Source organism: Nocardia sp. CY15, assembly GCF_009829295.1.
Taxonomy (GTDB): domain Bacteria; phylum Actinomycetota; class Actinomycetes; order Mycobacteriales; family Mycobacteriaceae; genus Nocardia; species Nocardia sputi.
In genome coordinates, this window is record NZ_VUOT01000001.1 from 25,899 (window position 1) to 44,578 (window position 18,680).

15 protein-coding genes are annotated in these 18,680 nt (G+C 67.4%); 8 read left to right on the forward strand and 7 right to left on the reverse strand.

From position 1 onward, the window contains the following. Positions 1–198: 198 nt before the first annotated feature. The 5 genes from GVY39_RS00125 to GVY39_RS00145 all read right to left on the reverse strand — a co-directional run bounded on the left by GVY39_RS00125 (position 199) and on the right by GVY39_RS00145 (position 10,019). Positions 199–1,296: a YihY/virulence factor BrkB family protein gene (locus tag GVY39_RS00125; protein WP_159919188.1), complete on the reverse strand. Its 1,098-nt coding sequence runs from the start codon at positions 1,294–1,296 to the stop codon at positions 199–201. A gap of 114 nt (positions 1,297–1,410) precedes the next feature. Further along, positions 1,411–2,085 carry a PAS and ANTAR domain-containing protein gene (locus GVY39_RS00130; protein WP_159919190.1) on the reverse strand — a complete coding sequence of 225 codons (675 nt, stop codon included), beginning with the start codon at positions 2,083–2,085 and terminating at the stop codon, positions 1,411–1,413. Positions 2,086–2,268: 183 nt separating this feature from the next. After that, positions 2,269–4,653, reverse strand: coding sequence for a SpoIIE family protein phosphatase (locus GVY39_RS00135; RefSeq protein WP_159919192.1), 2,385 nt, complete (start codon positions 4,651–4,653; stop codon positions 2,269–2,271). Next, complete coding sequence (locus tag GVY39_RS00140) at positions 4,653–9,188, reverse strand: HAMP domain-containing protein (protein ID WP_159919194.1); 4,536 nt, start codon at positions 9,186–9,188, stop codon at positions 4,653–4,655. Before GVY39_RS00140 ends, GVY39_RS00135 begins: the two co-directional genes overlap by 1 nt. Positions 9,189–9,650: 462 nt before the next feature. Then, positions 9,651–10,019 carry a MerR family transcriptional regulator gene (locus tag GVY39_RS00145; RefSeq protein ID WP_223513436.1) on the reverse strand — a complete coding sequence of 123 codons (369 nt, stop codon included), beginning with the start codon at positions 10,017–10,019 and terminating at the stop codon, positions 9,651–9,653. A gap of 434 nt (positions 10,020–10,453) precedes the next feature. Here GVY39_RS00145 and GVY39_RS00150 point away from each other — a divergent pair, with 434 nt between their 5' ends. Beyond that, positions 10,454–10,786 (forward strand): ANTAR domain-containing protein, encoded by a 333-nt coding sequence (locus tag GVY39_RS00150; RefSeq protein ID WP_223513433.1) that lies wholly within the window; start codon positions 10,454–10,456, stop codon positions 10,784–10,786. A gap of 225 nt (positions 10,787–11,011) precedes the next feature. On the opposite strand, the gene GVY39_RS00155 is transcribed toward GVY39_RS00150, so the two are convergent. Further along, positions 11,012–11,656 carry a TetR/AcrR family transcriptional regulator gene (locus tag GVY39_RS00155; RefSeq protein ID WP_159919196.1) on the reverse strand — a complete coding sequence of 215 codons (645 nt, stop codon included), beginning with the start codon at positions 11,654–11,656 and terminating at the stop codon, positions 11,012–11,014. A gap of 120 nt (positions 11,657–11,776) precedes the next feature. Here GVY39_RS00155 and GVY39_RS00160 point away from each other — a divergent pair, with 120 nt between their 5' ends. Then, entirely contained in the window at positions 11,777–12,619 is an 843-nt protein-coding gene (locus GVY39_RS00160; RefSeq protein WP_159919198.1) for an SDR family NAD(P)-dependent oxidoreductase, read from the forward strand. A gap of 103 nt (positions 12,620–12,722) precedes the next feature. Here GVY39_RS00160 and GVY39_RS00165 read toward each other — a convergent pair whose 3' ends face one another. Then, positions 12,723–14,132, reverse strand: coding sequence for a PLP-dependent aminotransferase family protein (locus GVY39_RS00165; protein ID WP_159919200.1), 1,410 nt, complete (start codon positions 14,130–14,132; stop codon positions 12,723–12,725). 63 nt (positions 14,133–14,195) lie between these two features. Here GVY39_RS00165 and GVY39_RS00170 point away from each other — a divergent pair, with 63 nt between their 5' ends. From GVY39_RS00170 to GVY39_RS00195, 6 genes are all read left to right on the forward strand, one after another. After that, positions 14,196–14,516: a cupin domain-containing protein gene (locus tag GVY39_RS00170; protein WP_159919202.1), complete on the forward strand. Its 321-nt coding sequence runs from the start codon at positions 14,196–14,198 to the stop codon at positions 14,514–14,516. 150 nt (positions 14,517–14,666) lie between these two features. Continuing rightward, positions 14,667–15,293, forward strand: a complete 627-nt coding sequence (locus tag GVY39_RS00175) for a hypothetical protein (protein WP_159919204.1) — start codon at positions 14,667–14,669, stop codon at positions 15,291–15,293. A gap of 38 nt (positions 15,294–15,331) precedes the next feature. After that, positions 15,332–15,490, forward strand: coding sequence for a hypothetical protein (locus tag GVY39_RS00180; RefSeq protein ID WP_159919206.1), 159 nt, complete (start codon positions 15,332–15,334; stop codon positions 15,488–15,490). Between the two features lie 108 nt (positions 15,491–15,598). Continuing rightward, entirely contained in the window at positions 15,599–16,294 is a 696-nt protein-coding gene (locus GVY39_RS00185; RefSeq protein ID WP_159919208.1) for a hypothetical protein, read from the forward strand. Between the two features lie 387 nt (positions 16,295–16,681). After that, positions 16,682–17,344 carry a TetR/AcrR family transcriptional regulator gene (locus tag GVY39_RS00190; protein WP_159919210.1) on the forward strand — a complete coding sequence of 221 codons (663 nt, stop codon included), beginning with the start codon at positions 16,682–16,684 and terminating at the stop codon, positions 17,342–17,344. Continuing rightward, on the forward strand, positions 17,295–18,518 hold the full coding sequence (locus GVY39_RS00195; RefSeq protein WP_159919212.1) for an oxygenase MpaB family protein: 1,224 nt from the start codon (positions 17,295–17,297) through the stop codon (positions 18,516–18,518). Before GVY39_RS00190 ends, GVY39_RS00195 begins: the two co-directional genes overlap by 50 nt. Positions 18,519–18,680: the final 162 nt, after the last annotated feature.

Consider the following 18,680-nt stretch of genomic DNA (forward strand, 5'->3'; position numbering starts at 1 on the left):
AATGAATCGAACGTGCTCGCCGTACGAAGTCGTTTGTTCGATATCGCCGACTCCCGCACCGTGAATGCTCACGGCGGAACAATTGGAGGCCTGACGCGCATGAAAAGATCCTGTGCGCACCGAGTACGCGTCCACCCTGATTGTCTCAAATATCGGCAGTTCATCGGACTGGAACGCGCCGAAGATACACCCCGCGTTTCACTCGCGCCGAGCGGACCTCGCGGCCTGTGCTGCTTCCTTTTCCGCCGCGCCGAGCTTGCGGGTATCACGCGGCTCGGCGAAAGGCTCAACGTCCTCCGGCAAGCCCTGAGCGATGGCTTTGCCGTGATCGAGCTCGGCGTTGATCTCGGCGCCCAGCAACAGCGCGATGTTGCTCAGCCACAACCACACGAGAAAGATCACGACACCCGCCAGCGACCCGTACGTCTTGTCGTAGGAGGAGAAGTTGGCGATATAGACGGCGAACAACACCGAGACGATCAGCCAGATGAGGACTGCGACAACGCCGCCAGGGCTGATCCATTTCACCCCGCCCTGTCGGGCGTTCGGGCTGGCCCAGAACAGGATGGCCAGCAGCACCGACAGCAGGACGAACAACACCGGCCACTTCACGATGTTCCAGATCGTCACCGCGGTGTTCCCGACACCCAGGAAGTCGCCGATCTGCTGGGCGACCGGACCGCTCGCCACGACTATGGCCGTGCTGATCACCAGGAGGATCACCGCGACGATGGTGACGCCGAGCCGGATCGGCGTGGTCTTCCAGATGGGGCGCCCCTCCCCGATGCCGTACACCACGTTCGATGCGCGCATGAACGCGGCGACATAGCCCGACGCCGACCACAACGCAACGGCGAGACCGAGTATCGCCCCGAGGCCCGCGCCTTGCTTGTTGGCCTGAGCCTGGGTGATGAGTGTGTGCACGAAGTCGGCGCTCGAGCCCGGCGCGATCTGCTGCGCCTGCCTCACGAGCTCGTCGGCGGCGTTGGGCCCCAGCAGCCCGAGCAGCGACACCAGGACGATAAGGCCCGGCACGATAGCCAACACCGCGTAGTAGGTGAGTGCGGCGGCCAAGTCGGTCAGGTTGTCGCGCTGGAATTCGGAGGCCGCGCGTTTGACGACCGCGAGCAACGACGGTTTCGACAGTTCGGCCGGGCTGCTCGGCTCGTTCGAGTCGAGATCCGGCCGGGCTCCGGTATCGGTCGCCCGACCTCGCGCCTGGACGTGATCCTGCGTACTCGCCGGATCTTCGGCGCTGCTCTCGTACCGGTTCAGTCCGCCGCGATCTGTCGCCATCTCGTTTCGCCTCGCTCGAACGCGTCTCTCGATCACACGCGGAATGCCAGTGCTCCGCGTTGAACGAGTTGTGCCCGGAGCGACGGTGCTCAAACGCCGGGGGCGCTGCCGAGGTCAGTCGGGATACTCGTGGATGGTCAGCAGGAGATGGTCCAGCTGGGTACGTAGCTGGACAGGGCCACCACCGCCCGCCGCCGCCACGGTGACCAGTTTGGTCGCCAGCACCCGCAGTTTGGTGTTGGTTTCCTGCGACCGCCACCGCAAGACCTGAAAAGCTTGCTCGGCGGTCAGCCCGTAGGCGAGCATCAGCATTCCCTTGGCCTGTTCGATCGCCGCGCGGGCCTCGACCACTTCCGGCAGCGTTTCATCGATGGCTTCGCGTCGCTGCTGGTCGACGGTGGCGGTCAGATCGATGAAATAACCGGAGGTGCCCACGACCGCACCGGTGGCGTCGAAGATATGGTCGGCGACCACCAGCACGTGGCGGAGGCGGCCCGCCGTGTCGATGATGCGGTGGCGGCTGCAGAACGCACCGTGATCGCGCACCGCGATGGCCAAAGCGTCGGCCACCGCGGCGCGGTCGGCGGGGTGCTTGTGGGACAGCACCAGTTCGGTGGTCGGATGCACCTGACCAGGGACGTAGCCGTACAACTCGGCGACCTCGTCGGACCATTCCCAACGCTGATCGTCGAACCAGAACCGGAAACTGCCGACCCGGTCACGGCCCTCCGCTTCCGGCCCGGCGCTGTCCGGCCCGGCCGCGGCGTCCGGCCCACTGGCATCACTCATCTGTCCCATCATGCTCCCTGCCGCCGCCACTTAGGAGCACATTCACCGCGCCCACGGACCTGGCTCCGCGAGCAGGCCGGCGTCCCGCCGAACCGGGCGGGCTCGCGCCGACGGCGACGCCTGCATGAAGGCCCTCCCGGGTGCAGCGCCGTACGTCGCCGTGGAGCCGGGTGCGTAGGGCTGCTAGCAGTTGCTCGACGAGTCCTGGCCAGGTCCCACTTGGATGCCCACCACGCAGGTGTCGTCGTCGGTGTCGGCGTCGCTACCGTCGAGCAATTCGTCGAGACGGTCGTCCAAGCTACCGGTGAGCTGTGCCGACGTCGCGAGCAGCCGTTCCACACACTCGTCGAGCAGCCGATCCCGGCGCTCGATCAGCCCGTCGGTGTAGAGCAGGAGTGTGTCGTCGGGTTCCAGTTGGAGTTCGGCCTCCTCGAACGTCGTTTCCGCGACAGCGCCGAGGAGCATCCCCGCCAGCATGGGCAGGCTGGATGCTTGGCCGTCGCGTATCAGCACCGGGGGTAGATGGCCCGCCCGGGCCCAGCGCAGCACCCGGGTGTGCGGGTCGTAGAGCCCGCAGATGGCGGTGGCGAAGATGTTGTCGGTCAGGTGGTGGGCCACCTGGTTCAGCCAGGTCAGCATCTGACCCGGTCCTGCGCCCGTGGCGGCGAGGCCGCGCAGGGCGTTGCGTAGCACGACCATGCCGGTGGCCGCCTTGATGCCGTGGCCGGTGATGTCGCCGACGGACACCATGATCTGCTTGGAAGGCAGCACGACCGCGTCGTACCAGTCGCCGCCGACGGTGTGGTCCTGCTCGGCGGGTCGGTATCGCACCGCGATGCGCAGCCCGAACGCCTCGATGGACGGCTGCGCGTCCGGCATGATCGCCTGCTGGAGCTGCCGCGCCAGCAGGCTCTGTTCGGCGGCGTGCTGCTCGGTGTGCGCGAGCCGGTCGCGCGTCGCCGACAGCGCGACCTCGGTCCAGTGCTGGGCGGAGATGTCCTGATAGGCGCCGCGGATGACGGCAAGGTGCCCCGCCTCCAGGACCGGTTCGGCAACGATCCGGATGTGCCGGGTCACGCCGTCCGGCCGGATCAGGCGGAACGCGGTGGAGGCCGAGCGACGGTAGCGCAGCAGAGTCCGCAGGAACCGTCCCACCGCATCGGCGTCGTCGGCGTGGACGTGCCCGGGCAACTGCGCGAGCGGAATCGGGGTCGCGGTCGGGGCCAGCCCGTAGAGGGCGAAAAGCTGGCTGCTCCAAGTGATCTCGCCGGTGGCCGCGTTCTCCTCGAACCCGCCGACCCGGCCCAGGCGCTGCGCGTGTTGCAACAGGGTCGCAAGCCGCGCTGTCTCGTCCTCCACCCGCCATACCACGAGCACGGTGTCGCCATGGCGGCTGATGCTGAGCGCGGTCGAAACGGTCAGCGGCACTTGATCGACCAGTTCGGTCAGCATCGCTCGGTCGGTGCGGTAGGACTCGCCAGTGGCGAACACGTGCTCGATCCGCCCGAACAACTGCCCCTCGCCCGCGGCCAGCGGGTAGGCCTCGAGCAGCAGTGCGCCGTTGACCAGGCCGCGGGGACGGCCTGCCGGATCGACGAAGCAACTGTTGACGTGGTGGATGTAGAAGTCGACGAGCGTGCCGCTGTCGTCGTGGTGGGGCAGCAGCACGAGCGCCGGGTCGAAAAGTCCGTCCGCGAGCCGTACGAGTTCCGCGACGTCGGGCTGGACCGGTGTGCGCACAGGGGCCAGGTCCGACTCCAAGGTGTGCGCGCACAACTCGGCCAGCGCCTCCAACTGCCGGTGCACCTGCGGCGGCTGCGGCTCGAGCGGCTGCGGCCAGCACACCTCCAGCACGCCGAGCAGCTTGCCCCCAGCGGCCGCCGGGATCGCCGCGCGGCCGCCGTCGCGGTCACCGATCGACGGCAGGCCGGACCGGCCCAGGTCTTCGATCCACACCGCGTTGCGCTCCACCAGTGCCTGCCGGGCCGGGGTGGCCACGCCGGGCGGCACATACCGCCATCGCTCGGCCTCGTGCGGGCCGATGCCGGCGAAACCCGCCAGGGTCAGCGACGCGTCTGCTCCCGCGGACCAGATCGCCACTGCCGTGGCGCCCAGCGGCGTCACGGCGTGCTCCAGCACCGACTCCGCCACGCGTTGCGTGTCGCCGGCGGCGAGCAGCCCGCTCTCGGCGGTGCGCAACCGCACAGCCGCCGATGGCTCCTCCGGCGTGGCGGTACGCAGCAGGAACTCCCCCACCACCGCGCTGACCTTGTCCTGCGCCGCCTGGTTGACCAGGTCGGCGGCCAACTCCAGGGGAGTGATGCCCGCTTGCTCGGCGAGGGCCTCGAGCTGCCGCACCGCCTGCGCGGGCCCGCAGCGCAGCCGTTCGACCAGTACGCCCTTGGCCATCTCGATCAGCGCGCGTCCGTCGGCGGTCGCCTGAGCCTGCTGGATCTGCTGGCGCAACCGCTCCACGGTGGCCGCGAGGCGGTGGACGGTGGCCCCGGCGCCCGGGGGCTCGTTCGGTGTCGTATCGGTCTCTGTGCCGGGGCTTTCCAGGTCGGTCATCAGACACCCAGCCAGTGCTGGATGCACGCGATCAACGCGTCCGCGTCGACCGGCTTGGTGACGTAGTCGTTGGCGCCTGCGGCGAGACTCTTCTCGCGGTCGCCCAGCATCGCCTTGGCCGTCACGGCGATGATCGGCAGGTTCTCGTACTGCGGCATCTCGCGGATCTTCGCCGTCGCGGTATAACCGTCCATCTCGGGCATCATCACGTCCATCAGGAGCAGGTCCGTCTCCGGGTGAGCGAGCAGCTTCTCGATGCCCTCGCGCCCGTCCTCCGCGTGCAGCACGCTCATGCCGTGCAGTTCGAGGATGCTGCTGAGCGCGAAAAGGTTACGGGCGTCGTCATCGATGATGAGCACCGTGCGGCCTGCGAGCTTGCCGTCGGGATGGTGCGGCGCGGCGGCCGGTGCGTCCTCGCGACGTACCAGGGGCACCATGTCGCCGGGCGCCTCGGCGGTGACGTGCAGAACGATCCGTTCCCGCAGATCGTCCAGGCTGGACAGCAACTCCAACGGCTGGCGTGTGGCGCGACGTTGCAGCACGCGTTCCTGCTCGGCGTCGAGCCTGCGGTTGTGGACGAGGACCGGCACGCCGCTCAACGCGGCGTCTCCGTCCATCGTCTCCAGGAATCGCAGCGCGGCGCCGTCGGGCATGTCCATCTCGAGCACCACGCAGTGGAACGCTTCGGCAGCCAGCGCCGCCGCCGCCTCTTCCACCCCGACCGTCGTGACGACCTGGACCGGACCGCGTGGGTCGTTGCTGTCCGCCAGTTCGGCGACGGCGCTCTGCGCGACCAGCGACAGCAGGCCTTGCGGGCGTTCCTCCACGACCAGCAATCGGCGGTGCTGCTGGGGCGTGGCGGGAGCCGGAATCTGCGCCGGGCGGCTGTCGGGCTGCTGTGCGTCGTCCTCCCGCTCACGGGGCGGCGCGTCCTGGAAGTCCGGCCGGGCGACCGGGAGATACAGCGTGAACGTGCTGCCCTGGCCGAGCGTGCTTTCGGCGCTGATGGCGCCGCCGAGCAGGTAGGCGATCTCCCGGCTGATCGACAGGCCGAGGCCGGTGCCGCCGTACTTGCGGCTGGTCGTGCCGTCGGCCTGCTGGAACGCGCCGAAGATCGACTCCAGTTGGTGTTCGGCGATGCCGATACCGGTGTCGATCACCCGGAACGCGACGGCGGGGCCGTGCTGGCGCACGGCGGCGGGCAGCTCGCTCGCCTCCGCGGGCTCGATCCGCAGCTGCACCGACCCGGTCTCGGTGAACTTCACCGCGTTGGACAGCAGATTGCGCAGCACCTGACGCAGCCGGGAGTCGTCGGTGAGCAGGTCCAACGGCAGGCCGGGCGAAGTCGTGACGCGGAAGCGCAGACTCTTCTGGGTGGTCATCGGCCGGAAGGTGGCCTCGACGTAGTCCAGCAGCTGACGCAACGACACGCGCTCGGGTGTGAGGTCCATCTTGCCCGCCTCCACCTTGGACAGGTCGAGGATGTCGTTGATCAGCTGCAACAGGTCCGAGCCCGCCGAGTGGATGATGCCCGCGTACTCGACCTGCTTGGGCGTGAGGTTGCGGCTCGGGTTCTGGGCCAGCAATTGCGCGAGGATCAGCAGACTGTTCAGCGGGGTGCGCAGTTCGTGGCTCATATTGGCCAGGAACTCCGACTTGTACTTCGAAGCGAGCGCGAGCTGCTGGGCGCGGGTCTCCAATTCCTGCCTGGCCTGCTCGATCTGGAGGTTCTTGGCTTCGATGTCGCGGTTCTGCATGGCCAGCAGAGCCGCCTTGTCCTCGAGCTCGGCGTTGGATCGCTGCAGCTCTTCCTGCTGCACCTGCAACTCCTCGGAACGGGCTTGCAGTTCGGTGGTCAGGCGCTGGGACTCGACCAGCAGCTCGTCGGTGCGGGCGTTGGCGATGATGGTGTTGACGTTGACGCCCACCGTCTCCATCAGCTGGTCGAGGAAGTCCCGGTGGATGCGGGTGAAGCGGTGCAGCGTAGCCAGCTCGATCACACCGAGGACCTGATCCTCCACCACGATCGGCAGCATCAGCAGGTTGAGCGGCGCGATCTGTCCCAGTCCGGAGGAGATGGTGACGTAGTCGCCGGGCACGTTCTCCACGGCGATCGTGCGGCGACTGCGGGCGGCCTGGCCTACCAGGGACTGGCCGAAGGCGAACCGCGTCGGGCTGCCCGGTTCCTCCGGACTGCCGTAGGAGCTGATCAGCCGCAGCTCCGGCTGCTCGTCGCTGTCGTCGGCAAGGTAGAACGCACCGAACTGCGCGGAGACCAGCGGCGCCAGCTCGTCCATGATCAACCCGGCCACCACATGCAGGTCGCGCTGTCCCTGCATGAGACCGGAGATGCGGGCCAGGTTGGTCTTCAACCAGTCCTGATCCTGGTTGGCCATGGTGGTCTCACGCAGCGACTCCACCATCGCGTTGATGTTGTCCTTCAGCTCCGCGACCTCGCCGGAGGCCTCCACGGTGATGGAGCGGGTCAGGTCGCCCTCGGCCACGGCGCTGGTGACCGCGGCGATGGCGCGGACCTGGCGGGTCAGGTTGCCCGCCAGCCCGTTGACGTTCTCGGTCAGCCGCTTCCACGTGCCCGAGACTCCCTCGACCTCGGCCTGCCCGCCCAGCCGGCCCTCCGACCCCACCTCGCGGGCGACGCGCGTCACCTCGGCCGCGAACGCGGAAAGCTGGTCGACCATCGTGTTGATCGTGGTCTTCAACTCGAGGATCTCGCCGCGAGCGTCCACGTCGATCTTGCGGGTCAGATCGCCCTGCGCCACCGCGGTGGTGACCTGGGCGATGTTGCGGACCTGGTTGGTCAGGTTGTTCGCCATCGAGTTGACGTTGTCGGTCAGGTCCTTCCAGGTGCCCGCCACGTTCGGTACCCGCGCCTGACCGCCGAGCATGCCCTCGGTGCCGACCTCCCGGGCGACACGGGTGACCTCGTCGGCGAACGCGGACAGCGTGTCGACCATCGTGTTGATCACACCGGCGAGCGCCGCGACCTCGCCCTTCGCCTCCACGGTGATCTTCTGGCTCAGATCGCCGCGCGCCACCGCCGTGGCGACCTGAGCGATCGAGCGCACCTGGCCGGTCAGATTGGAGGCCATGACATTGACGTTGTCGGTCAGGTCCTTCCAGGTGCCCGACACACCCCGCACCGTCGCCTGGCCGCCGAGGTTGCCCTCGGTGCCGACCTCTCGGGCGACGCGGGTGACCTCGTCGGCGAAGGCCGAGAGCTGATCGACCATCGTGTTGATGGTCTCCTTGAGCTCCAAGATCTCACCGCGCGCGTCCACCCGGATCTTCTGGCTCAGGTCGCCGCGGGCGACCGCGGTCGTGACCTGCGCGATCGAACGCACCTGCGCGGTGAGGTTGTCGGCCATCACGTTGACCGACTCGGTGAGGTCCTTCCAGGTGCCGGAGACGCCCTTGACGTCCGCCTGACCGCCCAGCCGGCCCTCGGTGCCCACTTCGCGGGCGACGCGGGTGACCTCGTCGGCGAACGCCGAGAGCTGATCGACCATCGTGTTGATGGTGTTCTTCAACTCCAGGATCTCGCCCCGCGCGTCCACCCTGATCTTCTGGGACAGATCACCCTGGGCCACCGCGGTGGCGACCTGAGCGATCGAACGCACCTGCGCTGTCAGATTGCCCGCCATGAAATTGACCGAGTCGGTGAGGTCGCGCCAGGTACCGGAGACGCCCTTGACATCCGCCTGACCACCGAGGATGCCCTCCGTGCCCACCTCGCGCGACACCCGGGTGACCTCGTCGGCGAAGGACGACAGCTGGTCGACCATCGTGTTGATGGTGTTTTTCAACTCCAGGATCTCGCCGCGGGCGCTCACCGTGATCTTCTGGCTCAAATCGCCCCGGGCCACCGCGGTCGTCACCTGGGCGATGTTGCGGACCTGGTCGGTCAGGTTGCCCGCCATGAAGTTCACCGAGGCGGTGAGATCGCGCCACACGCCGCCGACGCCGGGCACCTCCGCCTGACCGCCCAGCCGGCCCTCCGAACCCACTTCGCGCGCCACGCGGGTGACCTCGTCCGCGAACGCGGACAGTTGGTCCACCATCGTGTTGACGGTGTCCTTCAACTCCAGGATCTCACCGCGCGCGTCCACGTCGATCTTCTGGGAGAGGTCGCCGCGCGCCACGGCCGTCGCGACCTGGGCGATGTCGCGCACCTGGCTGGTCAGGTTGCCCGCCATCGCGTTCACCGAGTCGGTGAGGTCCTTCCAGGTGCCGGACACGCCGGGCACCTCGGCTTGACCACCCAGCCGCCCGTCCGTACCGACCTCGCGCGCGACGCGGGTGACCTCGGAGGTGAACAGCGACAGCTGGTCCACCATGCCGTTGAACACCGTCGCGATCTCACCGAGTAGCCCGTCGGCGTCCGTCGGTAGCCGGGTGCCGAAATCACCGTCGCGCACCGCCGTCAACCCGGCCAGCAGTTGGCGCAACTCGACCTGGCCCGCGGCCGTCACTGTCTGCTCGGTTCCGATGCGGGCAGCTGCCGCCGTATCCGTCATGCTCATCCTCGTTCTGCCCCACCCGATTCGGACGCGACACCGCGTACGACGGGTCGCTGACCATCGGTGCTGTGCTGGCTGCTGAACACGGAGACACCGGCGACTACATCTGTTGAAAGTATCATTGACGAGGCGCACCGCTCGGCATCCGGTTTTCGCCTGACCGACTTCTATCCAGGGCCGGCCTCGGGCTGACCACGGCCCCGACAAAGACCGGTCGGCATCGAGGGTCGATGTTCCCGGCCACGCCGTTCTCGTCAGGAATGCGCCCGAGAGATGCCGATGCAGGTGCCCAGTGAGCGGTTGAGGGCCGCCACGATCGTCGCGATAGCGTCTTCGTCGGGTACGGCTCTGCCCTGAAGCCTCTGCCCCGCCGCATCGACGAAGATGCATATGGCGGCCCCGGTGATCCCACTGTCTGTTGTGCTCAGTGGGAAGGTGCGCGGTAACCGCTATCCCAGCTCATTCGGGGTGGGCGGCGGTGTCGGCGCGCTGGTCGAGGGTGTGCTGGAGTTCGGTGTTGCGGCGTCGAGCCTCGGCGAGTTGATCTTCGAGGATGACGATGCGGGCGGCTGCTTCGAGGGTGTTGCCGTCGTCGACGAGCTGGCGGACGCGGGCGGCGAGGCGCAATTGGTGGCGGGAGTAGCGGCGGTGCCCGCCCTCGGAGCGCTGTGGCGTCAGTAACTCGGCGGCGTCGAGGCCACGCAGGAAGGCCGGGGTGACGCCGAGGATTTCCGCTGCCCGGCCCATGCTGTAAGCGGGGTAGTCGTCGTCAGCGAGCCGGTCCGCGGCACTGGAGCCGCTGGTCGGGTTCGTGTTCGGTTGGTCCACAACACCTCTCGGGGTCAACGCCGTCAGGCCCCGGCGCACAGTGCGCCGGGGCCCGAGATCTTTCGAAGGGGGTTTGATTTCAAATCCATCCGCCGACCGACAGGGTCGGCGTTTGCCACCGCGCCCGATACTTCCCTGGCACGCAGCGAGTAGGTAACGGTTTCAGCGACCACCTCCCGGGTTGACGGACCTGTCTGCGGTATTTCGTCATCCCCTCCGGCGGTCCGGCCGACTGCACCGGATTCTCTTCTCCGCCGGAGGGGATGGTGGATGTTGCATTCCGGGCAGTTCACCTGCCCGGCCACTGGACTCTTCATCTCCAACGACAGTGACTGTATACCGCGTCTCTAAAAATGTCTACAACCATCAGTGCAGATTTTTTTCGTCCGGCGCATGGTGTTTACATCACGGCGGATGCCGGGTAGGCGTGGGGTGTGACTACCGCAGAGCCCACGCCGCCAGACGATGTCGAACGGTTCGCGTTCGAGGCCACCCGCGCGGTGATCGAGCAGGCCAAAGGCATCGTGATGCTGTTGTACGGAATCGGCGACGAGCGAGCGTTCGCGTTGATGCGGTCCTGCTCGCAGAACACCAACGTGCGCGTGCGCGACTTGGCCCAGCGGATCGTCACCGAACTCCCGGGCTCGGGTGGTCAGCGCACGGTAGGGCAACTGCGCGCCGAATTGGACCGGATCATGCTCGGACCGCTGCCCCCGCGCGACTCCAGCTCGACCACACCGCTGGGACCCACCCGCGATGCTCGGTGAACCACACCGGGTCGCCCACGGTGGAGTCGCGGACGCTCCGAGGGCACGGCGGTGCCTAGATCTGGCGTGTCGGCGGTGCGGTGTATTCGAGCCGCGATAGTCGTCCGCCGCTACGTGCGGTAGCCCCCAGCCGACGTCAGCCTCCGCTTGTGCGCGCGGGCGCCGCCTGCGCCGACATTTATAGGCGCTGAGGCCGTTCGGCGGAGGATTCCACAGGGTCGAAGTTCATCGGCCGAATGCTTTGAGGAAGGTTGTCACCGCGGAGCGGGTGAGGGCGTGCAGTTCCGCATCAGCGACCGGGCTCGCGCCGAGCCGGAGCATACCGTCGGCGGGACCGGCGAGCAGCGCTGTGAACTGGGCAGCGGCGATGTCCGGATCATCGATGTCGAGGCGGCCCGCCAGTGACAGGCGTGCGAGCCGATCGGCAAGGGCCGCGGTAGCCCGGCGGGAAACCTCGGTGACGAGTTCGACCAGATCTGGGAATTGCGCGGCTTCCGCGCAGACCAGGCGCCGCAACGCACGCGATTCCGCGGCGCAATAGCACTGGACCAGCTGTAGCCCGACCTCCGTCAATCCGATGCCCAGATCATCACCGGGCGATGCCAGCCGCTCGACAGCGGCCAGGTTGGCGGCCAGCGCGGTCTCCGAAAGCGACTGCACCGCTTGACGGAACAAGGACTCCTTGTCGTGGAAGTGGTGGTAGACGGTGGCCTTCGCAACCTTGGCCTCGGCAGCGATGTCATCCATCCGGGCCTGCGCGTATCCCACACGGGCGAAAACGGTGAACGCCGCGGCCATGATGGCCTGCCGTTTGTCGATACGCCCCCGCGGCGGCAGCTGCCGGGACGAAGGGGGTTGCGACACGATCATCAGCCCATCGTAATCGCACGGGCAGCTATGTGAACTCGCCGGTCTACTAGATCATACTGATTGACATAGACTGTTCAGTCTAGTTGACTGATCTCATCAGTTCGATCAGGAGGAAGATTCGTGAAGACGGTTGTGATCACCGGCGGGACCGATGGCATGGGGAAAGCGCTCGCGTCGACCTACCTGCGTCGTGGCGACCGGGTAGTCGTCATCGGCACCGACGCGTCCAAGGGACAAGCGGTCCTGAACGCCGCGGCCGAACTCGGCGCTGAGGCGCGGATCGAATTCATTCGAGCGGACTTGAGCCTGATAGCGGAGAACCGGCGGGTGATCGAGCAGATCACGGCGACCTACCCGGTAGTCGACAGACTCGTGCTCGGCGCGCGGTATTACCGCGCCACCCGGTTCGTCACTTCCGAAGGCTTCGAAGCGAATTTCGCCTTGTTCTACTCGAGCAGGTACCTGTTCGGACACGGGCTCGTGACACAGATGGCGACGGCCGCCTCACCAGTGATTCTCGACCTGGCAGGCCCCGGCGGCGACCTCGACGGAATCCGTTGGGACGATTTGCAGTTCGCCGGCGCCTACGATCCCGACGCGGTCATGAGGCAGTGCGGGAAGTTGAGCGATCTCCTGGCGGTCGGTTTCACTCGCCGCTACCCCGACAGCCGAATCCGCTACATACTGCTCCACCCTGGGCTGACGGCGACCGGATTCACCGGGCAATACGATGCCGCCAGCGCTGAATTGGTCGCTGACATGCGAAAGCGCGGGCAACCGGTGGAAGCTGCTCTCACCCGGATCCTCCGCCACCTCGATCACCCGCCGACCGCGCCGCTGAGCGCATTCATGCAGGACGATCCCATCGACGTCCACGGCGAACCATTCGATCCCGAAGCCGCCGACCGCCTGTCCCGACTGACCGCGACCCTGCTGAACGCGGCAACCATCAGCGGTACATGAGCACAGCGAGGGCTGTCCGATCTCCGGTGTCGGCTGGGCCGAGCGCGGTCCGCGTGTCGAAAGGCGAGCGGCAGCACGAATGAACCGCGACATGAGCAGCGGCCTAGACAGCCAGTGGCGGCGGCGCCGGAGCGGGCCGGTCAGGTGGTTCATAGCTCCGCCATGCCTCGGCCAAGCGTCGCGCGGCCTCGCGCAAGGAGCCGGGATCGGCGACGAAGCTGATCCGGACGTAGTCGATGCTGCCGCCGGAGGCGTCGAGACCGGCGCCGGGCAGGATCGCGACACCGTGCCGCAAGGCGCGCTGGGCGAACGAGGTGCCGTCCCCGTAGGGCAGGCGGATCCAGAGTGTCTGACCGCCGGACACCGTGGGAACCTCCCATCCCGGTAGTCGCTCGGTCAGCTCGGTCACCAGGACATCATGACTGTCCTTGCGCTGCTGCGCGATTCGCTCGCGCAGCGTGTGCAGGTCGCGAAGCAGCCAGGCGGCGGCCAATTGAGCCGGGATGTTGCCGCCGAGATCGTGCACGGCGCGCACCCGGGCCAACCGGGCGATCACAGGACTCGGTGCCCGCACCCAGCCGACGCGCAGTCCGCCCCAGACGATCTTGCTGAGCGAACCGATGGATATCACGGACTCGTCGTAGGCTGCCAACGGCGGGGGCGGCGGATCGGTGCCCGGGAATCCGAGGTCGGTCAGCACCTCGTCGTCGATCAGCGGCACCCCGGCCGTTCTCGCCGACTCGACCAGCGTCCGCCGGGCCAGCGCGGGAAGAACCGCGCCCGTGGGGTTCTGGTAGGTCGCTACGACGTAGGCGAGCGCCGCAGGGGTCACCGCACCGAGGCCCGGCGGAGCTGTCCGCGTTATCGCCGCCACCTCCCGGAACGCCTCCAGCGCACCGGGATAGGTGGGCGCCTCCACCAGTACGCGGTCGCCGGGCCGCAGCAGAGCGCGGGCGAGCAATGACAGTGCGTGCTGTCCCCCACCGGTGACGAGAATCTGCTCCGGATCGGTCGGCACGCCACGTTCTCGGTATCGCTCGGCGACTGCCCTGCGCAACAGCGGATGCCCGGTCGGCCGATACCCGATGTCGCCGTCGGCCGCAGCGAGTTCGGGGAGGATCTGCTGATACGCGAGTATCACCTCGGGCGGCGGTGTCGTAGGGGCCGCGCAGGCGAGCGCGATGACATCGCCGTCCGGTTCGAGCAGCTGCAAGAAGGCCGGAGAATGGGTGGTCTCCCGGGCCGGGATCGCCGCGGGCCCCGCGACCCGGGTGCCGCTCCCCTGCCTGCGCACCACTCGCCCCTCCGCGCTGAGCAGGTCGTAGGCCGTCACGACCGTACTGCGGCCCACCGCAAGTGCTTTCGCCAGCCTGCGGTCGGGCGGCAATCGCGTGCCCGACCGCAGCTCGCCGTCATCGATCAACGTCCGCAATCGCCCGGCCAACAACAGATACAACGGCCCTCGGTCGGCGGACCAGCGACCGAGACGGTCGGCGAGTTCGATTGGCTCCATAAGCAAACCATTCTGCCCCGATTGGCTCTAGGGTCCAGCCCCAACCGTCGCCAGGATGAAGCCGTGAGCAAGATTTCGATCACCGATGTCATCGACGACCTGACCGGACCGTGGCAGCCGCGGGACCTGGCCACGGCGAACGACGCCGTGGTACGCATCGCCCGCTTCCACGGTGCGTTCCCCTGGCATCACCACGACGAGGACGAGCTGTTCCTGTGCTGGAGCGGTACCTTCCGCATCGAATTGCAGGACCGCGAACCGGTGACGCTCGGTCCCGGCGATATCTTCGTCGTTCCGCGCGGAGTCGAGCATCGGCCGGTGGCAGAGCAACCGGCTCACGGGCTCATGATCGAGCGACCTGAGACGAAACAGTACGGCAACTGAACACGGCAGGTTCGGCCGATGCAAGCCGGTCGGCCGCGGCTCGTCAGCGGCGGCTTTCTCGATTGAGATCGCGATGGCGGGGTAGTTGTCACCTACGTGCGGTGTGCATCCGCCCGACTCCGGGTGACCGCTGACGACGGAGGTAGCGACATGGCCGAACATCGCGAGACCGTAGCCGGCAGCGTGCCGGCGGAGGTGTTGTCGCGCACGGAATTCGCCGATCGAGTGTTGCGTGCCGCCGCGACACCCGAGCGAATCGCCGACGTTGTCGCGCAGATCGTGGGTGAGCGGATCGAGATCGGCCCGATACCGGTGGCGTTGAACGGACTCGTCCACGCCACCGCCATCGGCGAAACCGGACCCGTGCACGCCACGCGATGCGATTCGGGCGCCTGGGATATGACGATCGCGGTACCGATCCTGCTGCGCCTGCGCGTCCGCCTGCCGGGACGGACGCTGCGATACATCGGCGCGGTACGGGTACTGATCCGGCTCGCGTTGATCCCCCGCGAACCGTGCGGACTGTTCATACGCACCGACGATGTCCGCGCCGAGGACCTCACCGTGAGGATGCGCGCCCGCGACCTCACTTCCCGCGTCGTCGGAGGCGTCGGGCGGGTCGACTCCATGGTGGCCGAGTACATCCTGCGCTACATCGATGACCTGTTCGCGGGCCCCGAGTTCAGCGACGTACGAGATATCGATATCGCCCACATCATCGAGCGAGCGTGGGACGCGGGTCTCGTACTCGATTTCCGCGACCGCGCCGCGAGCTGATCGGTCGATACTCAGCAGTTCACCCGAGGGAGCCACCTATGACCCGACCCGACAACATCTCCGCCGATGACACTGCCGAGGATGCCCGAGAAGAGAGCATCCTCGGCGGCCGGTCCGCCGAGCGGTCCGGCAATGCCCCTCGCAACCTGGCAGGCCCTGGACCGCACGCCGACCAGGACGAAGACCCGGACACATAGCTCCGAATCGAGTAGCCCACTACTCTGTCGCGGCGCCGGTCACCCGGAGACGCTGGGTTCGAGCACCAGCCAGCGTGAACCCAGGTCGGAACAGGATCGGTGCAGCCGATGGATACCGAGAGGAAACCCCAGCCCGAGAGCATCTCGGACCCCGAGACGGAAGATTCGGCCACGCCGCCGGGTGAAGCCACGGCACGGGCGGCCGCGTCGGCGGCGAACCTGGAACGAGACGTGCGGGCCGTGACCCGCAGTAGCCGCTACGCCCTGATCACCGCGTTGTGCGTGGCGATACTGTCCAGCGGGGTCTCGGCGGGATCGGCGATCTATGTCAGCAAAAGCCAGCTGGAGAGAAGAGAACACGCCGAGGCCGCCCAAGTGGTGCGTGACAACCGGCAGACGGTCTACACCGAGCTCGCTGCCACGCTCATGGCGTACGTCGAGGAACTCGGCGGCCTGAAGGGTGAATTGACCCAGAACCCGCCCGACCGTGCGGAAGTCCGTGCGCAAGTACTCGAACTCCTGGACAAGGGACAGCTGATCTGGCGAACGTTGACCACTGTCCTCCTGGTCGGGAACCTTGCGTTCGTGCCCGCGCTGGAAAGCTTCACCTACGAGTACTACGTGCCCTTCACGAAGGATCACCTCAGTCCATTCCTCGCGCGCGGCGGGGCCGCGGAGACCGATGAGGGCCTGCGTCAGAGCGGCCCGCCGCTGCTCGCCGAGGTCGACCGGATGATCGCCGGGATCACGGACTTCCTGACGTCCTTCCTCGACCAGGCCCGAGAGGACCTGGGAATCGGCTGACCCGCAGACGCGCTGTCGAGAAGCGGACGACTCCTACACCGCCCTGCCTGGAGCTGAGCACATCGTTCGCCCGCGCACGATCAGAAGAACGGCATCCGCAGGCGGTGAACCGGCATCGCCGCCGTCTGAGTCACCGTCCGTGTGAATTACCTGTGCGGGTGGGTCGTTCGCCTCCGCGACCGTAGTCATGGCGGAGATCGGTGGAGGTACCCAATTCGCCGAAATGGTTACCGCTCGGAGCGGCTCGTTCACGCCGCGGGCAGTGCGTCGCGGTCGGACAGCAGCGGTTTCAGAGGTCGGTTCAGCGACCAGCGGTGTCGACTGGTCGCAGTACGCGGCTTCGAATGATTCATTGACACAATGATACAAGCTTTGTACTTTTATATCATGATGGAGCGGCCCGACGAGGTGGACGAGAGGATCCTGGATGCCGCGCTGGAGCGCATCCTGCAGGTGGGGATCCGCCGGGCCAGCATGGAGGACATCGCCCGCGTGGCCCGTCTCAGCCGCATCACAATCCACCGCCGGTTCGCGGGCAAGGACAACCTGATCGAAGCGGTACTCGCCCGCGAGACCCGCCTCATGCTCGCCGAAGTCACCGCGATCGCCGCCACCGCCGCCGGTGTGGACGCCCAGATCGAGGAGACGATGCGGTACGTCCTGCTGCAGACCCGCATCCACCGGCTGGTCACCCAACTGCTGCAGGTGGCGCCCGACGAAGCGTTGCGGTTCTCCACTGTGCAGGGTGAACGCCTGGTGTCCATCGGTATCGATTACATCGTCGGCATGCTGACCAGCGCCCAGTCCTCGGGGCTCGTCGACGACTACGACCCGCGCCCGGTCGCCGAACTCGTAGCCCGCCTCGCCCACTCGCTGATGCTCACACCCGGCGGCGGCAGTGTCGACTTCACCGACGACGAGCGCGCCCGCGTCTTCATTCGCACCACCATCGTGCCGCTGATGAAACACGGCATCACCCGCCTCGACGAGGAGCCAAACCATGACCGCGTCCGCGACAATTCCGGCTCGCCACCCCGACCGGCCCCGTAAAGCACCCGGCCTCGCTCCGATCGCCGCGCTGCTGCGCATCGGGAAGCCCTCCCCCCAGCGCTGGCAGTCGCTCGGCGAATCACTGCTGGTCGGCGACGAGCCGATGGACCGCCTCGTGGAGTGGATGTACGCCGAAGGCATGGCCGCCACGCGGCCGCTGTTCGAACAGGCGCTGCGGTCGGGCGTCGACAGCGTTCCCGACGCTCCGGACTCGCTGCGCGCGTTCTTCACCGTCGTCGAGGACACCCCGGCATGGGTCGACCCACATCTGCTGCGCGATGGCGAGCGCGTGTTCCGTTCCGGAGGCAACGACGGGCTGTACTTCGCTCGCGACGTCTCCTTCATCGGCGGCTACCTGGCATCCGGGTTCAACAAGACCCTCCTGCGCACCGGCGCTTTGGAGAAGGGACCGGCTCGCCGGTTCGCCGAAACCCTGCAATGGGCGATGGACGTGTCCACCGAGAACGGCATGGATCGCTACGGTGTCGGCTACCGCTCCACCCTGCATGTCCGGCTCATCCACTCCCTGGTCCGCAGGCACGTCGCCGCCATGCCCGACTGGCGCACCGAGGAATGGGGCCTGCCGATCAACCAGACCGATATGGCCGCCACTCTCGTCGGGGCCCTGCTCGCACCCGTCGTCGGCGGCATGGCGCTCGGCGTCATCCCCTCGCCCCGCGATTTGGCCGCCGCCGCCCACCTCACCCGCTACGTCGGCTGGCTCATCGGCGTCGAAGAACAATGGCTTCCCACCGGCTTCCGCGACGGGGTCGCCATTCTGGACCACTGCCTTACCGCCATCACCAACCCCGACGAGACCAGTCGTCAGCTCGCCCTGCCCATGGCCGACGATCCGCTGCACTGGTCCTACCCCAACCTGCCCGCTCTGCGCGGCCGGCTCGCCCGCGCCAAGCACCTGTCGGTCACCAGCGCATTCCTCGGACCCAAAGCGATGCGGATCCTCGGACTGCCCGCCTACGTCTTCCCCTGGTATCCCGCCCTGCGCATCCCCGTCAATCTCGCCCGCAGTGCCTACCGGCACCTGACTCCCGGAGGCCTGGACCGCGCCGCTGTCCACGGCCGCCGACAACAAGAAGCGTTCCTCCGACGCCTCATCGGCGAAAGCAGCGCCACCATCGGCCGATCCGCACCACCACTGGGACGAATCGCATGACCCAGACAGAACGGACAGAATTTCAGCAGTTCTCGTTGTTAGAAGTGCCGACGACCGGGTAGGGCGACTCATGGGTCGGGGCCGTATACCGCAGAGGACGAAAGAAAATGATGACCTTGGATCAAATCATGGCGATGGCTCGTTCCTGGTGGAACCAAATGT